Below are 15,030 nucleotides of genomic sequence, written 5' to 3'. Positions count from 1 at the left end.
AGGAGCCTGAGTGCCAGTCATTGCAGCCGACGGTCTGTACAAGGTCTTCGGGCGTCGCCCGGGCCGCGGGGTCGAGGCGCTCGAGAACGGGGCCACCCGCGAGCAGCTGCGAGAGGACGGGTTGACCGCTGCCGTGATCGATGCGAGCTTCAGCGTCGAGCCGGGGGAGATCTTCGTCGTGATGGGACTGTCCGGCTCGGGCAAGTCCACCCTCATCCGGATGGTCAACGGCCTGTGGCCCGCGACCGCCGGGGAGCTCGAGATCGGCGGCGAGAACCTCGCTGCGATGAATCCCGCCCAGCTGCGCCAGGTGCGCCGCGAGCGGATCTCCATGGTCTTCCAGCACTTCGCGCTGCTGCCCCATCGCACCGTCGGCGAGAACGCCGCCTACGGGCTGCAGATCGCGGGCATGAACCGCGCCGACCGCGAGGAGAAGGCCGCCGAGGCCCTCGAGATGGTCGGTCTGAAGGGCTGGGGCGGCTACCGGCCCTCCGACCTCTCCGGCGGCATGCAGCAGCGCGTGGGCCTGGCCCGGGCGCTCGCCGCCGGCACCGACATCCTGCTCATGGACGAGGCCTTCAGCGCCCTGGACCCCCTGATCCGGCGCGATATGCAGGACCAGCTGGTCGACCTCCAGCAGCGCCTCGAGAAGACCATCCTGTTCATCACCCACGACCTCAACGAGGCCATGCGCATCGGCGACCGGATCGCCATGATGCGCGACGGCCGCATCGTGCAGATCGGCACGAGCGAGCAGATCCTCAACGAGCCCGCCAACGACTACGTGGCCCGCTTCATCCAGGACGTCGACCGCAGCCGCGTCCTCACCGCGGAGGCCATCATGGAGCCGCCGCCCTCGGTGCTCGGCGCCGGACAGGGGCCGCGCAGCGCCCACAAGCTCATGCGCGAGCAGCAGAACTCCTGGCTCGTGGTGCTGCGCCGTGATCGCACGCCGCAGGGCGTCCTCTGGGAGGAGGACGTCGCCGCCGCCGTGAGGGCCGGGCAGGACGAGCTGCCCTGGTCCGACGTCCATGAGATGCCGGTGGTCGACGCCCAGACCCCGATCGCGGAGCTGTTCGCCCTGTCCGCGCAGCACCGCAGCCCCCTCGTCGTCACCGGGGAGGACGGCCGCTTCGCCGGCGTGATCCCCCGCGTGACCCTGCTGACCGCAGCCGGCGCGATGCAGAACGACGACCCTGCCGACACGACCACCCAGGAGGCCGACGCCCGATGAACCCGACCGGCGACTTCTTCCTCCGCATTCCCCTGGGCGACGGCGTCAAGTGGCTGATCGACTGGCTCAAGGACAACGTGTCGTTCCTCTTCGACGCCTTCAGCTTCGTCATGACGTTCCTGATCGACGGGCTGTCCGACCTCCTGCTGCTCCTGCCGGCGCTGCTCATGGTCGTCGTGTTCGGGCTGCTGTCGCTGGTCTTCCGCTCCTGGAAGTTCGCGATCGCGACGGTGCTGTTCTTCCTGTTCGCCCTCGCGATCGACGTGTGGGAGCCGATGATGCAGACGATGGCGCAGGTCATCGTCGCCACCGCCTGCGCGATCGTGATCGCGGTGCCGCTGGGCATCCTCGCCGGCGTCAGCCGGACCGTCAGCACGATCGTGCGACCCGTCCTCGACTTCATGCAGACGATGCCGGCCTTCGTCTACCTGATCCCCGCGGTCACCTTCTTCTCGATCGGCGTGGTCCCCGGCATCTTCTCGACCATCATCTTCGCGCTGCCCCCGGGGGTGCGCATGACCGAGCTCGGGATCCGCCAGGTCGACGGCGAGACCGTCGAGGCGGGTGAGTCCTTCGGCGCGACCCCCGGACAGATCCTCACCGGCATCCAGCTGCCGCTGGCGATCCCCACCATCATGGCCGGCATCAACCAGGTCATCATGCTGTCGCTCTCGATGGCCGTGATCGCCGGGATGGTCGGCGCCGATGGCCTGGGCAAGCTCGTCGTCCAGGGCATCAACACCATGAATCTCCCGCTCGGCGTCGAGGCCGGTGTGGGCGTCGTGCTCCTGGCCGTCTTCCTGGACCGCCTCACCGCCGCGCTCGGCAATCCCGGCTCCTACCCCTCCTCCCTCATCGCGCTGATCCGGGCATCCCTCGCTCGCAGCGCCGCCGCCCGCGCCGATGCCGAGGCGGCAGAGGCCGAGGAGCCCGTCCCCGCAGCAGCCTGACCGCCATCTCCCGACCGCTCTGAAAGGACCCTCGATCATGATGAACCGACGCACCTCCCGACCCTCCACCTCCTCCGCCGTCTCCCGCCGTGCCGCCCTCGCGGGCGGTGCGGGCCTCGTGGGCGTGGGGCTCGCGGCCTGCGGCTCGGGCGGCGACGGAGGCTCCGGCGACGACAAGACCATCACCCTGGGGTACATCGCCTCCTGGACCGATGGGCTCAGCACCGCATACCTGCTGGACAACCAGCTCACCGCGATGGGCTACACCGTCGAGCACGAGCAGATCTCCGATGCCGCGCTGCTGTACACGGCGCTCGCCAACGGCGACGTGGACATCTACCCCTCGGCGTGGCCCGAGGTGACCCACGCCGACTACATGAAGGAGTACGGCGAGGACATCGAGGACCTCGTCGCGTACTACCCCAACGCGAAGCTCACCATCGCCGTTCCCGACTACATCGACGACATCGCCTCCATCGCGGACCTCAAGGGCCAGGGCGACCGCTTCGGAGGGCGCATCGTCGGCATCGAGCCCGGCGCAGGCCTCACGAAGGCGACGCAGGAGCAGGTCATGCCGCAGTACGAGCTCGAGGACGAGTACGAGCTCGTGACCTCCTCGACCACGGCCATGACCACCGAGCTCGAGGGCGCCGTGAAGGACCAGAAGGACATCGTCGTCACGCTGTGGCGTCCCTTCTGGGCGAACTCCGCCTACTCGGTGAAGGATCTCGAGGATCCCCTGGGCGCGCTCGGCGAGACCGAGGCCCTGCACTTCCTGGCCCGCAAGGGATTCGGCGAGGAGCACGCGGACATCGCCGAGTTCATCGGCGGGATCCAGCTCGACGACGACCAGTACGGCAGCCTCGAGGACAAGGTCGTCAACGAGTTCGGCGAGGGCAAGGAGGCCGAGGCCGTTGAGGCCTGGCTCGAGGAGAACCCCGACGTGCTCCCGGCGATCGACGCGTCCTGAGCCGACCCCTCGTGCATTCGGGAACCCGCGCCGACCACCCCTGACCGCATCCGCGGTCGGGTGAGGGAGCGCGCCCTGCGCGACACCGCTCGACCAGAGGCCGACGGCCTCCGCCTCCCGGGGCGGAGCCGTCGGCCTCTTGCATGCCCCCGACCCCCTGACAAGGAGACCCCATGCAGATCACACGACGGAGCACCCTTCTCGGCGGCGGCCTCGCCGCCCTCGCGCTGGCCGGATGCTCCGGCGGCGGAGCATCCGACCGCCCGATCCGGATCGGCTACATCGAGTCCTGGACGGACACGGTCTCGCTCGCCTTCGTGCTGAAGAGGCAGCTCGAGGCGATGGGCCATGAGGTCGAGTTCGAGACCCTGGGAGATGCCGCGCTCATGTACGCGGCCCTCGCCAGCGGGGACATCGACATCTTCTCCTCGGCCTGGCCGGACGTCACCCATGCCTCCTATATGGAGGAGTTCGGCGGGGACATCGAGGATCTCGTGACCTACAACGCGGGCGCCATGAACATGCTCGCCGTCCTCGACCGCACCGACATCACCTCGATCGAGGAGCTCGCCGCGGATCCGGGTCGCTTCGGGGGACGGATCATCGGGATCGAGCCCGGCGCCGGGCTCACGGGCATGGTCACCGACGCCGTGATCCCCGAGTACGGCCTCGCCGATGCCGGCCTCGAGCTGGTCACCTCCTCGACCGCGGCGATGCTCGCAGAGCTCGAGAGCGCCACGGATTCCGGCGAGGACGTCGTGGTCACCCTGTGGAAGCCGTTCTGGGCGAACCAGGTCTACCCTGTCCGGCAGCTCGAGGATCCGCGCGGCGCCTTCGGCGAACCGGAGACGATGCACGTGCTGGGGCGCACGGGCTTCGCGGAGACCTGGGCCGATGCCGCCGCCTACATCGGCGACCTCGCGCTGAGCGACGATCAGTATGCGACGCTCGAGGACAAGGTCGTCAACGAGTTCGGCGAGGGCCAGGAGGCCGACGCGGTCGAGGCCTGGATCGAGGAGAACCCCGACGTGCTCCCGCCGCTGCCGGAGACCCAGGGCTGAGCAGGAGCGTCACTAGACTGGGATGAGAATCGGGCGGCGCCCGCGCGGTCGATGCGCGGGCGCCGCCCTCCCCGAGCACGGAGGACCGGACATGAGCGGAATCGACCGCGGCTTCATCGACGCGCTGCCCAAGGCAGAGCTCCACCTGCACATCGAGGGGACGCTCGAGCCGGAGCTGAAGCTCGAGCTGGCAGAGCGCAACGGTGTGGACATCGGCCAGAGCAGCATCGAGGACGTGCGCGCGAGCTACGAGTTCACGGATCTCACCAGCTTCCTCGCGGTGTACTACCCGGCGATGGAGGTGCTGCGCACCGAGGACGATTTCCGGGATCTGGCGCTCGCGTACCTGCGCCGGGCCGCCGCCGACGGCGTGGTCCGTGCGGAGATCTTCTTCGACCCGCAGGCGCACACCAGCCGCGGGGTCCCCTTCGCCACCGTGATCGACGGGCTCTGGTCCGCCGTGCAGGAGGCGCCGTCGCTGGGCGTCGACGCCGCTCTGATCCTGTGCTTCCTGCGGGACATGAGCGCGCAGTCGGCGATGGAGACGCTCGAGGCATCCCTGCCCTACCGCGACCGGATCGTGGGGGTGGGCCTGGACTCGGACGAGCGCGGCAACCCTCCGGAGAAGTTCGCGGCCGTGTTCGCGCGGGCGAAGGAGGTCGGCTACCGGCTGACGATGCACTGCGACATCGACCAGGTCGGCTCGATCGAGAACATCGGCACGGTCCTGCACGAGATCGGTGTGGAGCGCATCGACCACGGCACCAACATCCTCGAGGACCCTGCGCTGGTGGCGGAGGCCGTCGAACGCGGCATCGGCTTCACCTGCTGCCCCGTCTCGAACTCCTTCGTCACCGCGGACATGAAGGGGGCGGAGATCCTCGCCCTGTCCCGCGCCGGGGCGAAGGTCTCGATCGCCTCCGACGATCCGGCCTACTTCGGCGGGTACGTGGGCGACAACATCGAGGCGCTCGCCGCGGCGCAGGAGCTGACCCGCGAGGACGTGGTGCGCCTGGCCCGCGACTCGATCGAGATCAGCTGGGCCGATGATGCCGCGAAGGCCCGCTGGCTGGCGCGGATCGACGAGCTCGCCGGCTGAGAGGATCCTCGGGCTGCTGCGCCGTCCGCGGGCGGCGCCATCCGTCATCGGCGGATCACGATTCGGGAACGGAACCTCGGAATCCGGGCTTGGCCTGGGATGATGCGCTCAGGCACCGTGCACGGTCGCATTCGTCCTCTCCTGACGCGAGGTCCCGATGGTCTCTGATTCGCCCGGCGATCCCTCCGGCGGCGCCCCCGATCCCTCGTCCCTCCCGGACTTCCAGGCCGGGCAGGCCGATGCCGCCCGCAGCGCGGCACCGTCGTCCGCGGAAGGCGCCGTCCCCGTCTGGCAGATGCCGCCTCCGGGGCAGCTGCCGGGCGCGGGGGCGCCGGCGGCCCAGGAACCCGCGCCCTTCCCGACGGCTGTGCCCGTCCCGGAACGGCGGGGGATGGGTCCCGGCTGGATCGCGGCGATCGTCGCGGTGGTCGTCGTCCCCGTGGTCGGCGCGGTCGCCCTGGGGGCGATGGCGCTCATGGGCCTGTTCGTGGTCTTCGAGGGCTCGGAGCAGGAGACGTGGTCCGAGCAGGGGTGGTACGACGAGGAGGGGGTCTACACCGAGGGCACGGTCATCGACGCCGCGACCGGCGCCGTCGTGCCCGGGATCGGGACCGGGGACCGGCCCGCGGAGGTCGGCGCGCACACCTTCACATGGCGGGACGAGTCCGGAGGCATCGTCGAGGTCACGGTCGAGGACGTCGTCTGGGATGCGACGGATCTGGTCGCGGCCGCGGACCCGGACAACCCGCCTCCTGCGCCGGGGCACGTCTACGTGCAGGCGCAGCTGCGGATCGGGTACGAGGGACCGGCGTCCTTCGACGCCTTCAGCTCGCTCTGGATCAGCGCGGAGAACGAGGACGCCTGGAGCTATTACGACGAGGTGACGGCGGAGCCCGGGAATCCGCTGCGGGGGCAGCGGCTGATCCGGGACGGGGAGGAGATCACCGCCGAGGTCCTGTTCGAGCTCCCGGGCGGGGACCGGACCCAGGCCCTGATCGTCGTCAAACCGTCCTTCGGGATGCCGCTGTACGCGTGCGACGTCTGATGGGCCCGGTGTCCGGCTGACCGCGGTGGGGACCACCGCACGGGAGGTGCGTCCTCAGGCCCGGTGGTGGTCGTGGCGCACATGCTCGGCGGAGGCGTCGCAGCCCGCGGACCAGGGTCGATGCAGGTGCACGGCGTGGTCTCCTGAGCCGAGGCGGGCGCAGGCGAGGTCGACGGCCGCGCAGCCCTCGAGCCCCACCCAGGCCGCATGCATGTCAGGGGCGGCACCGGCGGCGCACACCCATTCCTGCGTCCAGGCGTCGAGCGCCTCGACGGAGCGGACGCCCCGGGCGGTGCCGCCGCGGTGCAGGTAGGTGAGCGTGATCCCGGCGGGGTGCGGCAGGCGGGGGGAGATGCCGTCGGGCATCTCGAGGTAGATGCTGCCGGCCGCCTGATCGGGGAACTGCTCGAGCATGGCCCGGAGCAGGGGGAGGTCGGACTCGTCGCCGATCATCAGATAGCGCTCGGGAAGGCTCTGCACCGTGCTGCTCCTCGGGGGTCGATGTGCGGCTCCGGGCCGCCTGGGATCACGCTAGGCGAGGCAATTACGGAACGCAAGACTTGCCTTAATGGATGAGATGCGCCTGACGCGCGAGGCCTCGGTGGACAGTCCGAGATCGGTGCGGCACGATGTATCTGAAACTCCCGGTATCAGGCAGTGCCGGGCGCATCGCCGTGGAAAGGCCGAAGATGTCCGCATACACCGAGCACGTCACCCGGGTCCTCGCCGAGGATGTCCGGCACCCCGCGCTGGGGAACGTCGCCGTCCTCCGCTTCGCACCGCCCGAGGGCAGCAACCGGCCCGCGACCCTGGGCCCGCGCTCGGTGGATGCCGTCGCCTGCGCGATCGGCGGCGCCCTGGACCGTGCGGCGGCGGGCGAGATCGCCGCGATCGCCCTCACCGGCGAGGGCCGCGTCTTCCTCGCCGGCGCCGACCTCGCCATGTTCGCGGATCCCGCCGTCGCCGCTCGGTCCGTCGGATCCATGACCGCCGCCGTCCACGCCCTCCATCTGCGCGTGCGCACGAGCCCCGTCCCGATCCTCGCCCACCTGGGCGGCGTCGCCCTCGGCGGCGGTCTCGAGATCGCCCTCATGGCCCATGTCCGCACCGCGGCCCCGGGCGTGCGCGGGATCGGCCTGCCCGAGACAGGTCTCGGCATCCTGCCCGGATGGGGCGGCACCACGCTCCTGCAGAGCGTCGTCGGCGCGGAGACCGCGACCCGCATGATCCTCGAGGACCCGGCGCGCGACCGGCAGCTCAGCGCCGAGGCCGCGCTCGAGATCGGACTCGTCGATGCGCTCGCCGCCGACCTCCCGGCGGCCCTCGACGCCTTCGCGGAGATCGTGCGCACCGGCGCTGCCGACCGCCCGGAGGCGCTGCCGGCCGCGGGGTCGGAGCGTGCCGCCGAGATCCAGGCGGCGCTCGTAGCCCCCCACGGCCACGCCGAGACCCGCCGTGCCTGGGCGGATCGCCGCGTCGTACAGGGGGCGCCCGCGGTCGCCCGGGCCGCCGATCTCCTCGCCCAGCTGCCCGGAGCGACCCTTGCCGAGGCCCTGGACCGGGAGGCGCAGGCGCTCGCGGACCTCCTCGGCTCCGATGCCGCCGCCGGATCCCTCTACTCCGCCGAGCTGCTGCGCCGGGGGAAGCCCTCCCGCACCCCCGTCGAGGGGGCGCGGGAGCTGCGCCGGGTCGGCGTCGCCGGCGCCGGGCTCATGGCCGCCCAGATCGCCGCGCAGCTGGCTCTGGGCCTGCGCGTCCGCGTCGTCCTGCGGGACCTCGACGCGGAGATCGCCCGGACGGGGCTCGACCACGCCCGGGAGATTGTCCTCGCCGCCGGGGCGCCCGAGGTCGCCGAGCTCCTCTCGGCCACCGCGGACGTCTCCGAGCTGGCCGGCTGCGACCTGGTCCTCGAGGCCGTCCCCGAGGTCCTGCGGATCAAGCAGCAGGTCTTCGCCGAGCTCGAGGAGGTCCTCGACCCGGCGGCGCTGCTCGTCTCCAACACGTCCTCCCTCTCCGTCGCCGCGATGGCGAGCGGCCTCGAGCATCCCGAGCGCGTGCTCGGCCTGCACTTCTTCAACCCGGTCGCGAAGATGCCGCTCGTCGAGGTCATCCATACCCCCGCCACCGATGCGGCCACGCTCGCGACCGGCCTCGAGGTCGTCCGGCGGCTGCGGAAGTTCGCGGTCCGCAGCGCGGATGCGCCCGGCTTCGTCGTCAACCGCCTCCTGTTCCGGGTGCTGGGAGAGGTCTTCGCGAGCCTCGACGCCGGTGCCGACCCGCAGGCCGTGGACGCCTCCCTCGACGAGATCGGCATGCCGATGCGCCCCCTAGCCCTCCTGGACCTCGTCGGGCATGCGGTCGCCGACCACGTCGGAAGGGTCCTCGCGGCGGAGCTGGGGGAGCGCTTCCACGCCTCGCCCGCCCTCGGCGCCTGGGTTGATCGCGGGGAGCCCTTCACCCGTCGTGACCCGGAGAGCCCCCACGCGGCGGTCCGGGCCGAGGTCGCCGAGGTCTTCGGCTCCGCGGCCCGGGACGCGGGCAGGGCCGGGGAGGCGGCGACCGGCCCCGAGCTGCGGGAACGGGTGCTGCGGGGCCTCGCCGAGGAGATCCGTCTCATGCTCGACGAGGGCGTGGTCGAGCATGTCTCCCAGATCGACCTCGCCCTGATCCTCGGGGCGGGATTCCCTCGCCACCGCGGCGGCGTGTCCGTCTACCTCGACCAGTGCGGCGCTGCCGAGCGCGCCACGGGCGGCACCTTCCACGCGGACCGCTTCCGTCGCGCCTGAGCGCGGAGCCGGCCATGGGGAGGAGTCCCCATGGCGGGCCCGCAGGCGGCGCCCTACCGTGGATCCGTCCGGAGCGTCCGGACCTGCGCTCCCCCTGGAGAGGAGGAGCGGCCCCCGCCCCGGGGCGCCGCGCCAGCCATGAGCACTCCGCCGTCCGGCTCCGATCCCTGGTCCCAGCCCTCCGGCTCCGCCGGCCCTGCGGCATCCCCTGACCTGGGCGGCTACGCCCCGGCCCCCTATGAGGCCGTGGGCGCCGGGCTTCCGGACTACGAGTCCCCCCAGCCCGCGGGCGGCAGCTCCTCGGACTTCTCGCAGTCCTCTTTCCCGGTCGGCGGGCCCGCTCCGGTGCAGCCTGCCCGGGGCGGCGGCAAGGGCACGGTGTGGGCGCTCGTCGGCTGCGCCGGCTGCGCCGTCATCGTCCTGCTGCTCGTGCTCGTCCTGGGCTTCGTGCTGGTCCTGCGTCCCGCCGATCAGCCCGAGCCGGCCACCGTCGAGCCCACCGCCACGACCGAGAGCGATCCGGCCACGACGGAGAGCGATCCCGCCACGACGGAGGCCGGTCCGACGGATGATCCGGTCGCCTCGGGCGCTCCGGCGGCGGAGGGGGAGCGCGGCACCCTCGAGGCTCCGCTCCCGGCCGGGACCATGGTCACCGTCGAGGCGGCGGATGTCGACGGCAGGACCGACGTGAGCCTCGGCCAGGTGAACTGGAACGCGGACGAGGTCATCGCCGGCGTCTGGGAAGGCAATGAGAAGCCGCAGGCGGGCAACGTGTTCATCCTGGTCACCGTGACGTACACGTATCACGGCGAGGGCACCTACTCCCCGGCATGGGACCTGAACACCGACTTCACGGGTGCGAGCGGCACCGAGTACACGTGGTCCCCGGTGCTGACCCCGCAGAACTTCACGGACGCCGCGGACCTGACCGACGGTCAGAGCACCACCTGGGATGTGGCTTTCGAGGTCTCGGCGGAGGACGCGACCGCCGCGACTGGCAGCTTCCACGTCTACGAGATGCTCAACTGGGAGGACGAGGGCTTCTACGTCGCCGCGCAGTGAGGGGCCCGGGCGTGGGCGCTCGGGCGGATCCCGGCCCGGCGTCTCGCGGCCGGCGCAGGGGAGCCGAGCTGACCTGCGTCGTCGATACCTATGAGGGGGATCGCATGGCCCTCTGATGTGCCGTTACGATGGTCCGCATGTCCTCTGCCCCCTCCTCCTCCGCTCACCCCGCGGGCGGTTCCGGGACGTCGGCCCCCCGTCCGCGCGCCGCTGATCCGCGCCCGGCGCGCACCCGGCAGGCCGTGCTGGACGCGATGATGCGCCTGGCCGCGGGTGGGACGGGCGACATCACGGTGTTCTCGCTCGCCAAGGAGGCCGGCATCTCCCGGGCCGCCTTCTACACGCACTTCTCCGACCTCGAGGACGTCGCGATCGCGATGATCCGACCGGCCCTCGAGGGCCTCGAGGGCCTCGACGAGGCGGATCGCGCGGCGGGCCTCGAACCTGCTGAGAGGGGCATGAGGAGCCTGCTGCGGGTGATCGGCGTCCTCGTCGACCGGGCGGAGGTGGTCCGTGTGGTCAGCCGCTGGAAGGTCTCTGCCGCCGTCGACAGCATGATCACCGCGGCCTACGCGAACCGCTTCGAGGAGATCCTGCGCCAGTACCCGGCCGTCCTGCCGGGGACCGGGGGAGCCGAGGAGCAGCGGAGGTACGCGCTGTTCCTCGCCGGGGGCCTGTTCGTCTCTCTCGCGACCTGGCTGACGGCCGAGCCGCAGATGCCTCTCGAGGAGGTCCGCGACCGTGCCCGCGGCATGGTCGAGCATCTGCTGCGGATCGCCGCGTCCGCCCAGGAGCGCACCGGCTCCTGACCGTCCCCGGGGACACGGCCCGGAGTCCGTCAGCAGGTCACGACGAGCCGGAGCAGGGTGCGGGCGCCGAACCGCACCGCGTCCACGGGGACCCTCTCGTCGACGCCGTGGAACATGGCGGAGAAGTCCAGGTCGGCGGGCAGCCGGAGGGGCACGAAGCCGTATCCCCGGATGCCGATGGTCGAGAGGGCCTTGTTGTCGGTGCCGCCGCTGAGGCAGTACGGCAGGACGCGCGATCCCGGGTCCTCCGCCTCGATCGCGGCCGTCATCGCATCGATGAGCGGACCCGTGGTCGGGGACTCGACGGAGACGCTGACGCTGTCGAGGATGACCTCGACGTGCTCCCCGGCGAGGTCCTCGAGGAGCGCGAGGAGCTCCTCCTGGTGCCCGGGCAGGAAGCGGCAGTCGATCCCCGCCTCCGCGAACTGCGGCACCACGTTGACCTTGTAGCCGGCGTCCAGGGTGGTCACGTTCATGGTGTCCTGCAGGGTGCCGGCGACGAAGCGTCGCGCCCCGCCCAGACGCGGCAGGATCCCTTCCGGATCTGCGGGATCCCAGCCGTCGCCGGTGATCTCGGTGACCCCGTCGAACAGCTCGCGCACGCTCGCGATGCACTCCTTCGGGAACTCGTGCGCGTCGATGCGCGCGATCGCCTGCGCGAGGCGGACGATCGCGTTCTCCGAGGTCGGCATCGAGCCGTGGCCCGCACGCCCGTGGGCCCGCAGCCGACCCCAGGCCAGACCCTTCTCCGCGGTCTGGATCAGGTACGCGCGCACGTCCTCGCCCGTCTCCTGCTCCGGGAGGGTGATCGAGTAGCCGCCCACCTCGCTGATCGCCTCCGTGCAGCCGGCGAAGATCTCCGGGTGGGTCTCCACGACCCACGTCGACCCCCAGGTCGAGGCGTTCTCCTCATCGGCGAAGAAGACGACGACCAGGTCGCGCGGGGGAGTGATCCCCTCGCGCGCGAGGTGCCGGACCACGGCCAGCATCATGCCGAGCATGTCCTTCATGTCGACGGCGCCGCGGCCATAGATCATGCCGTCGCGGATCTCGCCGCCGAAGGGGTCCACGCTCCAGTCCTCCGCCGCGGCGGGGACCACGTCGAGATGGCCGTGCAGCACCAGGCCGCCGCGATCCCGGTCCACGCCCGGGATCCGCAGATGCACGCTGGCCCGCGTTGGTGCGGCCTCGATGATCTGGGGATCCAGACCGACCTCGCGCAGGCGGGCGGCGACGTACTCCGCCGCTTCGATCTCCCCTCGGCCCCAGCGCGCGGGGTCGTCCCCGCCGTAGGTCGTCGAGTCGATGCGGATCAGCTCCTGGGTGAAGCGGACCGCCTCGTCCTGGAGGAGCTCGAGATCGCCGCCGACGAGCTCCGCGAGCGACGCGGCGGGCATGGTGGCGGGGGAGGGGGCGTCAGGCACGGGAGTTCCTCCGGAACGGGATCGGGTGCACAGGTTCGGCCAGCCTAGCGGCGCGGGGCCGTGCACGCGGGACGGTCAGCGGTTCGATGCAGGGATGTCGCATTCTCCCCGGAAATGACGGGGCTGCGCCGAGGTACCTGGAGAATGTGGATAACTCTGCATGGGGAGGAGTGGTGGATTTCGGTCCATGTGAGAGATGTGGCATGACGTCGCAGGTCACACGAGTGGTTATGATGTCCGGGTGGCTGACGATGGGCCCGCGGATTATGGAAGGAGGAAAGCTGTCCACAGGGCTCGCGAAATGGCGCTCGACAGGGTAGGATGAAGAGGATTTCGAACACAGGTACGAGCCGGATGTGACGCCGGTGCGCAGGTGCAGGACACGGAAGCCCGGGAAGGAGGAGCAATGCTGGAGGATCGCCGGACCGCGACAGGAGCAGAGGACGCTGCAGTGCGGCCCGCCCTGGAGGGCGCTCCGATCCCGGGAGGTGTGCTGCGCCCCGCCGGCCCGGCGGGCCCGACCGCCTCCACCGGCCTGCAGGGTCCACGGGAGGTCCGCCTGCTCGCCCCCACCTTCGGCCCCGGGCAGTCCTGGAGGGTGGAGGACCCGCGGCACGCGGCCCGGCGTGCGGCCTATCGCCAGGCGATGGCGGACGGGGCTCCGCTGCCGATGGCCTCCGTCCCGGATCCTCCTCTGTCCGGCGTCGCGGCCTTCGTCTCCGCGGCCCCGGCGGCCATGCGGGCCACGAAGGTCGTGCGGCCCCATGCCAGGGAGACCTTCCTCGGGCACCTCGCCGAGAGTGGCTGGCAGGCCCCGGACGGCGTGGTCATGAGCGAGGCCGCCCGGCTGATCTGGGACCTCGGCACGGCGGAGGGCCCCGCCCTCGCAGCGAAGTACGCGGCCCTGGCGGCCCTGCGGCATCCGGCCGACGCCGCCGATGCCGCCGACGCCGGGACCGGGGAGGCGCCCGGGGCCTCGGCGGCCGGCGCCCCGGCGGAGGACGACGACGATGTCAACGCGCTCGTGGCCGCCGCGGCGCTCCGCATCGGCGTGCGCCGTGCCCGGCATCTGGTCCGCGACGCGCACCGTGCCCTGACGTCCTTCCCGGCCTGCTACGCGCAGCTCGCCGACGGGCGGTTCCCGGCCGGCTGGTTCACCCGCATGCTGCGGGACACCCGCGACCTGACGGAGGTCGCGCGCCAGGGGATCGACCGGCTCATCAGCTCGTGGGACCTGCGGGTGAGCCCCGAGCGCTTCGAGAAGCGGCTGCGCGAGCTGGTCCGCTGGGCGGAGCAGCTCGAGGAGCAGGAGCGCCGCGAGCAGGCGGAGCCGCCCGCACCGGTCGAGCGGTCCGTGCAGATCATGGATGTCGGCAAGGGCATGTCCTGCCTCCAGGTGTACGGGCCTGCGCCGGAGGTCGCCTCCCTCGCGCGGCGGCTCGACGTCACCGCGCGTGCCGTCCAGGCCGCGCAGCGCGCCGCCGTCGCCGCCGGCGATCAGGAGATCCCGTGGGACGTGGACGGGCTCGTCGCGGAGACGGGCTCGGTGCTGCGCAAGGACGTGCTGCGCTACCTCCTGCTCACGCGGGCGCAGCTCTCCGCGGACGGCGTCGACATCCCGCGGGACCGCTTCCGGCTCGTCGTGACCGTGCCCGCACTGACGCTCCTCGGCCGCTCGGAGGCCCCGGCCTCCCTCGACGGGATGACGCCGCTTCCCGCGGACATGGCGCGCGCCCTCGCCGGCACCGAGGACACCTGGTACCGCGTGCTCACGGATCCGTGCACCGGGACGTTCCTGCCGCTGCCCGCCCAGACCTACCGGCCCACCGCCGCGATGCAGGAGCACCTGCGACTGCGCCACCCCCGCTGCGCCGTCCCCGGCTGCGAGCGGTGCTCCTCCTTCGCCAGCCAGTGCGACCACATCGAGGAGTTCCTCGACGGCGGCCCCACCGATATCGAGAACCTCCACTGGCTGTGCGAGCACCACCACCAGCAGAAGACGGAAGGGCTGCTCGACCCGACCCGGGTGCGCGCGGCCGGACCGGATGCCGCGGGCAGCTGGCAGCCGGGCACGACCCGCTGGCTCCTCGGTGCGAACCGGGGGCAGCACGTCGTCATCGACGAGCGCGACGACGTCGACATGATCGGCGCCGAGGCCTCCCGATGGCTCGTCGACCACCTCCGCGCCCACCCGGACGCGCCCTGCGATGCGCTCTGCCTCTCCGGAGCACGCCGGGATCCCCTCATCGACCCGGCGGATCGATCACCGGGCCCGGACCGCGACCGATCGCCCGACCGCGCCCCCGAGGCGACCGAGAAGCGCATCCTCGAGCTGCCCGCATGGTCGCAGCACTGGCCGCGGCTGTGGCGATGGCTGCTCAGCGAGGACTGGAGGAGGCTCGAGTCCCCGCGGATCCTGCCCCTCCCGCCGCCGACACCTCCCGCGATCCGCTGCGACGCCTGCGGGCACGAGCATCCCGCCCCGGTACCGGCCCCGGTGCCGATCGGATCCCTCGCGCGCGTCGATCTCACCACGATCGCCGAGCCGCCGGACGGCTGGGGACCCCAGGGCCCGCCGCCCTTCTGACCG

At 71.9% G+C, this 15,030-nt stretch carries 12 protein-coding genes; 10 read left to right on the top strand and 2 right to left on the bottom strand.

From position 1 onward, the window contains the following. Nucleotides 1-10 precede the first annotated feature (10 nt). The 6 genes from ACFFF6_RS00910 (at nucleotide 11) to ACFFF6_RS00885 (ending at nucleotide 6,359) form a co-directional block, all read left to right on the top strand. Nucleotides 11-1,234 carry a quaternary amine ABC transporter ATP-binding protein gene (locus tag ACFFF6_RS00910; RefSeq protein WP_376977335.1) on the top strand — a complete coding sequence of 408 codons (1,224 nt, stop codon included), beginning with the start codon at nucleotides 11-13 and terminating at the stop codon, nucleotides 1,232-1,234. After that, on the top strand, nucleotides 1,231-2,184 hold the full coding sequence (locus ACFFF6_RS00905; RefSeq protein WP_376977334.1) for an ABC transporter permease: 954 nt from the start codon (nucleotides 1,231-1,233) through the stop codon (nucleotides 2,182-2,184). Before ACFFF6_RS00910 ends, ACFFF6_RS00905 begins: the two co-directional genes overlap by 4 nt. 40 nt (nucleotides 2,185-2,224) lie before the next feature. Continuing rightward, entirely contained in the window at nucleotides 2,225-3,154 is a 930-nt protein-coding gene (locus tag ACFFF6_RS00900; protein ID WP_376977559.1) for a glycine betaine ABC transporter substrate-binding protein, read from the top strand. Nucleotides 3,155-3,327: 173 nt separating this feature from the next. Next, nucleotides 3,328-4,215, top strand: a complete 888-nt coding sequence (locus ACFFF6_RS00895) for a glycine betaine ABC transporter substrate-binding protein (protein WP_376977332.1) — start codon at nucleotides 3,328-3,330, stop codon at nucleotides 4,213-4,215. 91 nt (nucleotides 4,216-4,306) lie between these two features. Further along, the gene (add, locus tag ACFFF6_RS00890) at nucleotides 4,307-5,314 is read left to right on the top strand and encodes an adenosine deaminase (protein ID WP_376977330.1); all 1,008 of its coding nucleotides are present in this window, start codon (nucleotides 4,307-4,309) and stop codon (nucleotides 5,312-5,314) included. A 157-nt stretch (nucleotides 5,315-5,471) separates the two neighbouring features. After that, on the top strand, nucleotides 5,472-6,359 hold the full coding sequence (locus tag ACFFF6_RS00885; protein WP_376977328.1) for a hypothetical protein: 888 nt from the start codon (nucleotides 5,472-5,474) through the stop codon (nucleotides 6,357-6,359). Nucleotides 6,360-6,413: 54 nt separating this feature from the next. Here ACFFF6_RS00885 and ACFFF6_RS00880 read toward each other — a convergent pair whose 3' ends face one another. Then, nucleotides 6,414-6,839 (bottom strand): SIP domain-containing protein, encoded by a 426-nt coding sequence (locus tag ACFFF6_RS00880; RefSeq protein ID WP_376977327.1) that lies wholly within the window; start codon nucleotides 6,837-6,839, stop codon nucleotides 6,414-6,416. Between the two features lie 209 nt (nucleotides 6,840-7,048). Here ACFFF6_RS00880 and ACFFF6_RS00875 point away from each other — a divergent pair, with 209 nt between their 5' ends. The 3 genes from ACFFF6_RS00875 (at nucleotide 7,049) to ACFFF6_RS00865 (ending at nucleotide 11,016) form a co-directional block, all read left to right on the top strand. Further along, on the top strand, nucleotides 7,049-9,145 hold the full coding sequence (locus ACFFF6_RS00875) for a 3-hydroxyacyl-CoA dehydrogenase NAD-binding domain-containing protein (protein ID WP_376977325.1): 2,097 nt from the start codon (nucleotides 7,049-7,051) through the stop codon (nucleotides 9,143-9,145). Between the two features lie 138 nt (nucleotides 9,146-9,283). Further along, nucleotides 9,284-10,207: a hypothetical protein gene (locus ACFFF6_RS00870; RefSeq protein ID WP_376977323.1), complete on the top strand. Its 924-nt coding sequence runs from the start codon at nucleotides 9,284-9,286 to the stop codon at nucleotides 10,205-10,207. Nucleotides 10,208-10,344: 137 nt separating this feature from the next. Beyond that, on the top strand, nucleotides 10,345-11,016 hold the full coding sequence (locus ACFFF6_RS00865) for a TetR/AcrR family transcriptional regulator (RefSeq protein ID WP_376977322.1): 672 nt from the start codon (nucleotides 10,345-10,347) through the stop codon (nucleotides 11,014-11,016). Nucleotides 11,017-11,045: 29 nt separating this feature from the next. On the opposite strand, the gene ACFFF6_RS00860 is transcribed toward ACFFF6_RS00865, so the two are convergent. After that, on the bottom strand, nucleotides 11,046-12,413 hold the full coding sequence (locus tag ACFFF6_RS00860; protein WP_376977557.1) for a M20/M25/M40 family metallo-hydrolase: 1,368 nt from the start codon (nucleotides 12,411-12,413) through the stop codon (nucleotides 11,046-11,048). A gap of 433 nt (nucleotides 12,414-12,846) precedes the next feature. Between ACFFF6_RS00860 and ACFFF6_RS00855 the strand changes: the two genes are divergently transcribed. Next, nucleotides 12,847-15,027, top strand: coding sequence for an HNH endonuclease signature motif containing protein (locus ACFFF6_RS00855; protein ID WP_376977320.1), 2,181 nt, complete (start codon nucleotides 12,847-12,849; stop codon nucleotides 15,025-15,027). The last annotated feature ends 3 nt before the right edge of the window (nucleotides 15,028-15,030 follow it).

This window comes from Brachybacterium hainanense (assembly GCF_042434575.1).
Classification (GTDB): Bacteria; Actinomycetota; Actinomycetes; order Actinomycetales; family Dermabacteraceae; genus Brachybacterium; species Brachybacterium hainanense.
Note: the sequence above shows the minus strand (reverse complement) of the source record. Positions and strands in the feature narration are given on the sequence as shown.

Excerpts from the sequence above, each read along its gene's own strand:
- ACFFF6_RS00905 (WP_376977334.1), top strand. The coding sequence starts at position 1,231 with ATGAACCCGACCGGCGACTTCTTCCTCCGCATTCCCCTGGGCGACGGC.
- ACFFF6_RS00900 (WP_376977559.1), top strand. The coding sequence starts at position 2,225 with ATGAACCGACGCACCTCCCGACCCTCCACCTCCTCCGCCGTCTCCCGC.
- ACFFF6_RS00895 (WP_376977332.1), top strand. The coding sequence starts at position 3,328 with ATGCAGATCACACGACGGAGCACCCTTCTCGGCGGCGGCCTCGCCGCC.
- add (WP_376977330.1), top strand. The coding sequence starts at position 4,307 with ATGAGCGGAATCGACCGCGGCTTCATCGACGCGCTGCCCAAGGCAGAG.
- ACFFF6_RS00885 (WP_376977328.1), top strand. The coding sequence starts at position 5,472 with ATGGTCTCTGATTCGCCCGGCGATCCCTCCGGCGGCGCCCCCGATCCC.
- ACFFF6_RS00875 (WP_376977325.1), top strand. The coding sequence starts at position 7,049 with ATGTCCGCATACACCGAGCACGTCACCCGGGTCCTCGCCGAGGATGTC.
- ACFFF6_RS00870 (WP_376977323.1), top strand. The coding sequence starts at position 9,284 with ATGAGCACTCCGCCGTCCGGCTCCGATCCCTGGTCCCAGCCCTCCGGC.
- ACFFF6_RS00865 (WP_376977322.1), top strand. The coding sequence starts at position 10,345 with ATGTCCTCTGCCCCCTCCTCCTCCGCTCACCCCGCGGGCGGTTCCGGG.
- ACFFF6_RS00860 (WP_376977557.1), bottom strand. The coding sequence starts at position 12,413 with ATGCCCGCCGCGTCGCTCGCGGAGCTCGTCGGCGGCGATCTCGAGCTC.
- ACFFF6_RS00855 (WP_376977320.1), top strand. The coding sequence starts at position 12,847 with ATGCTGGAGGATCGCCGGACCGCGACAGGAGCAGAGGACGCTGCAGTG.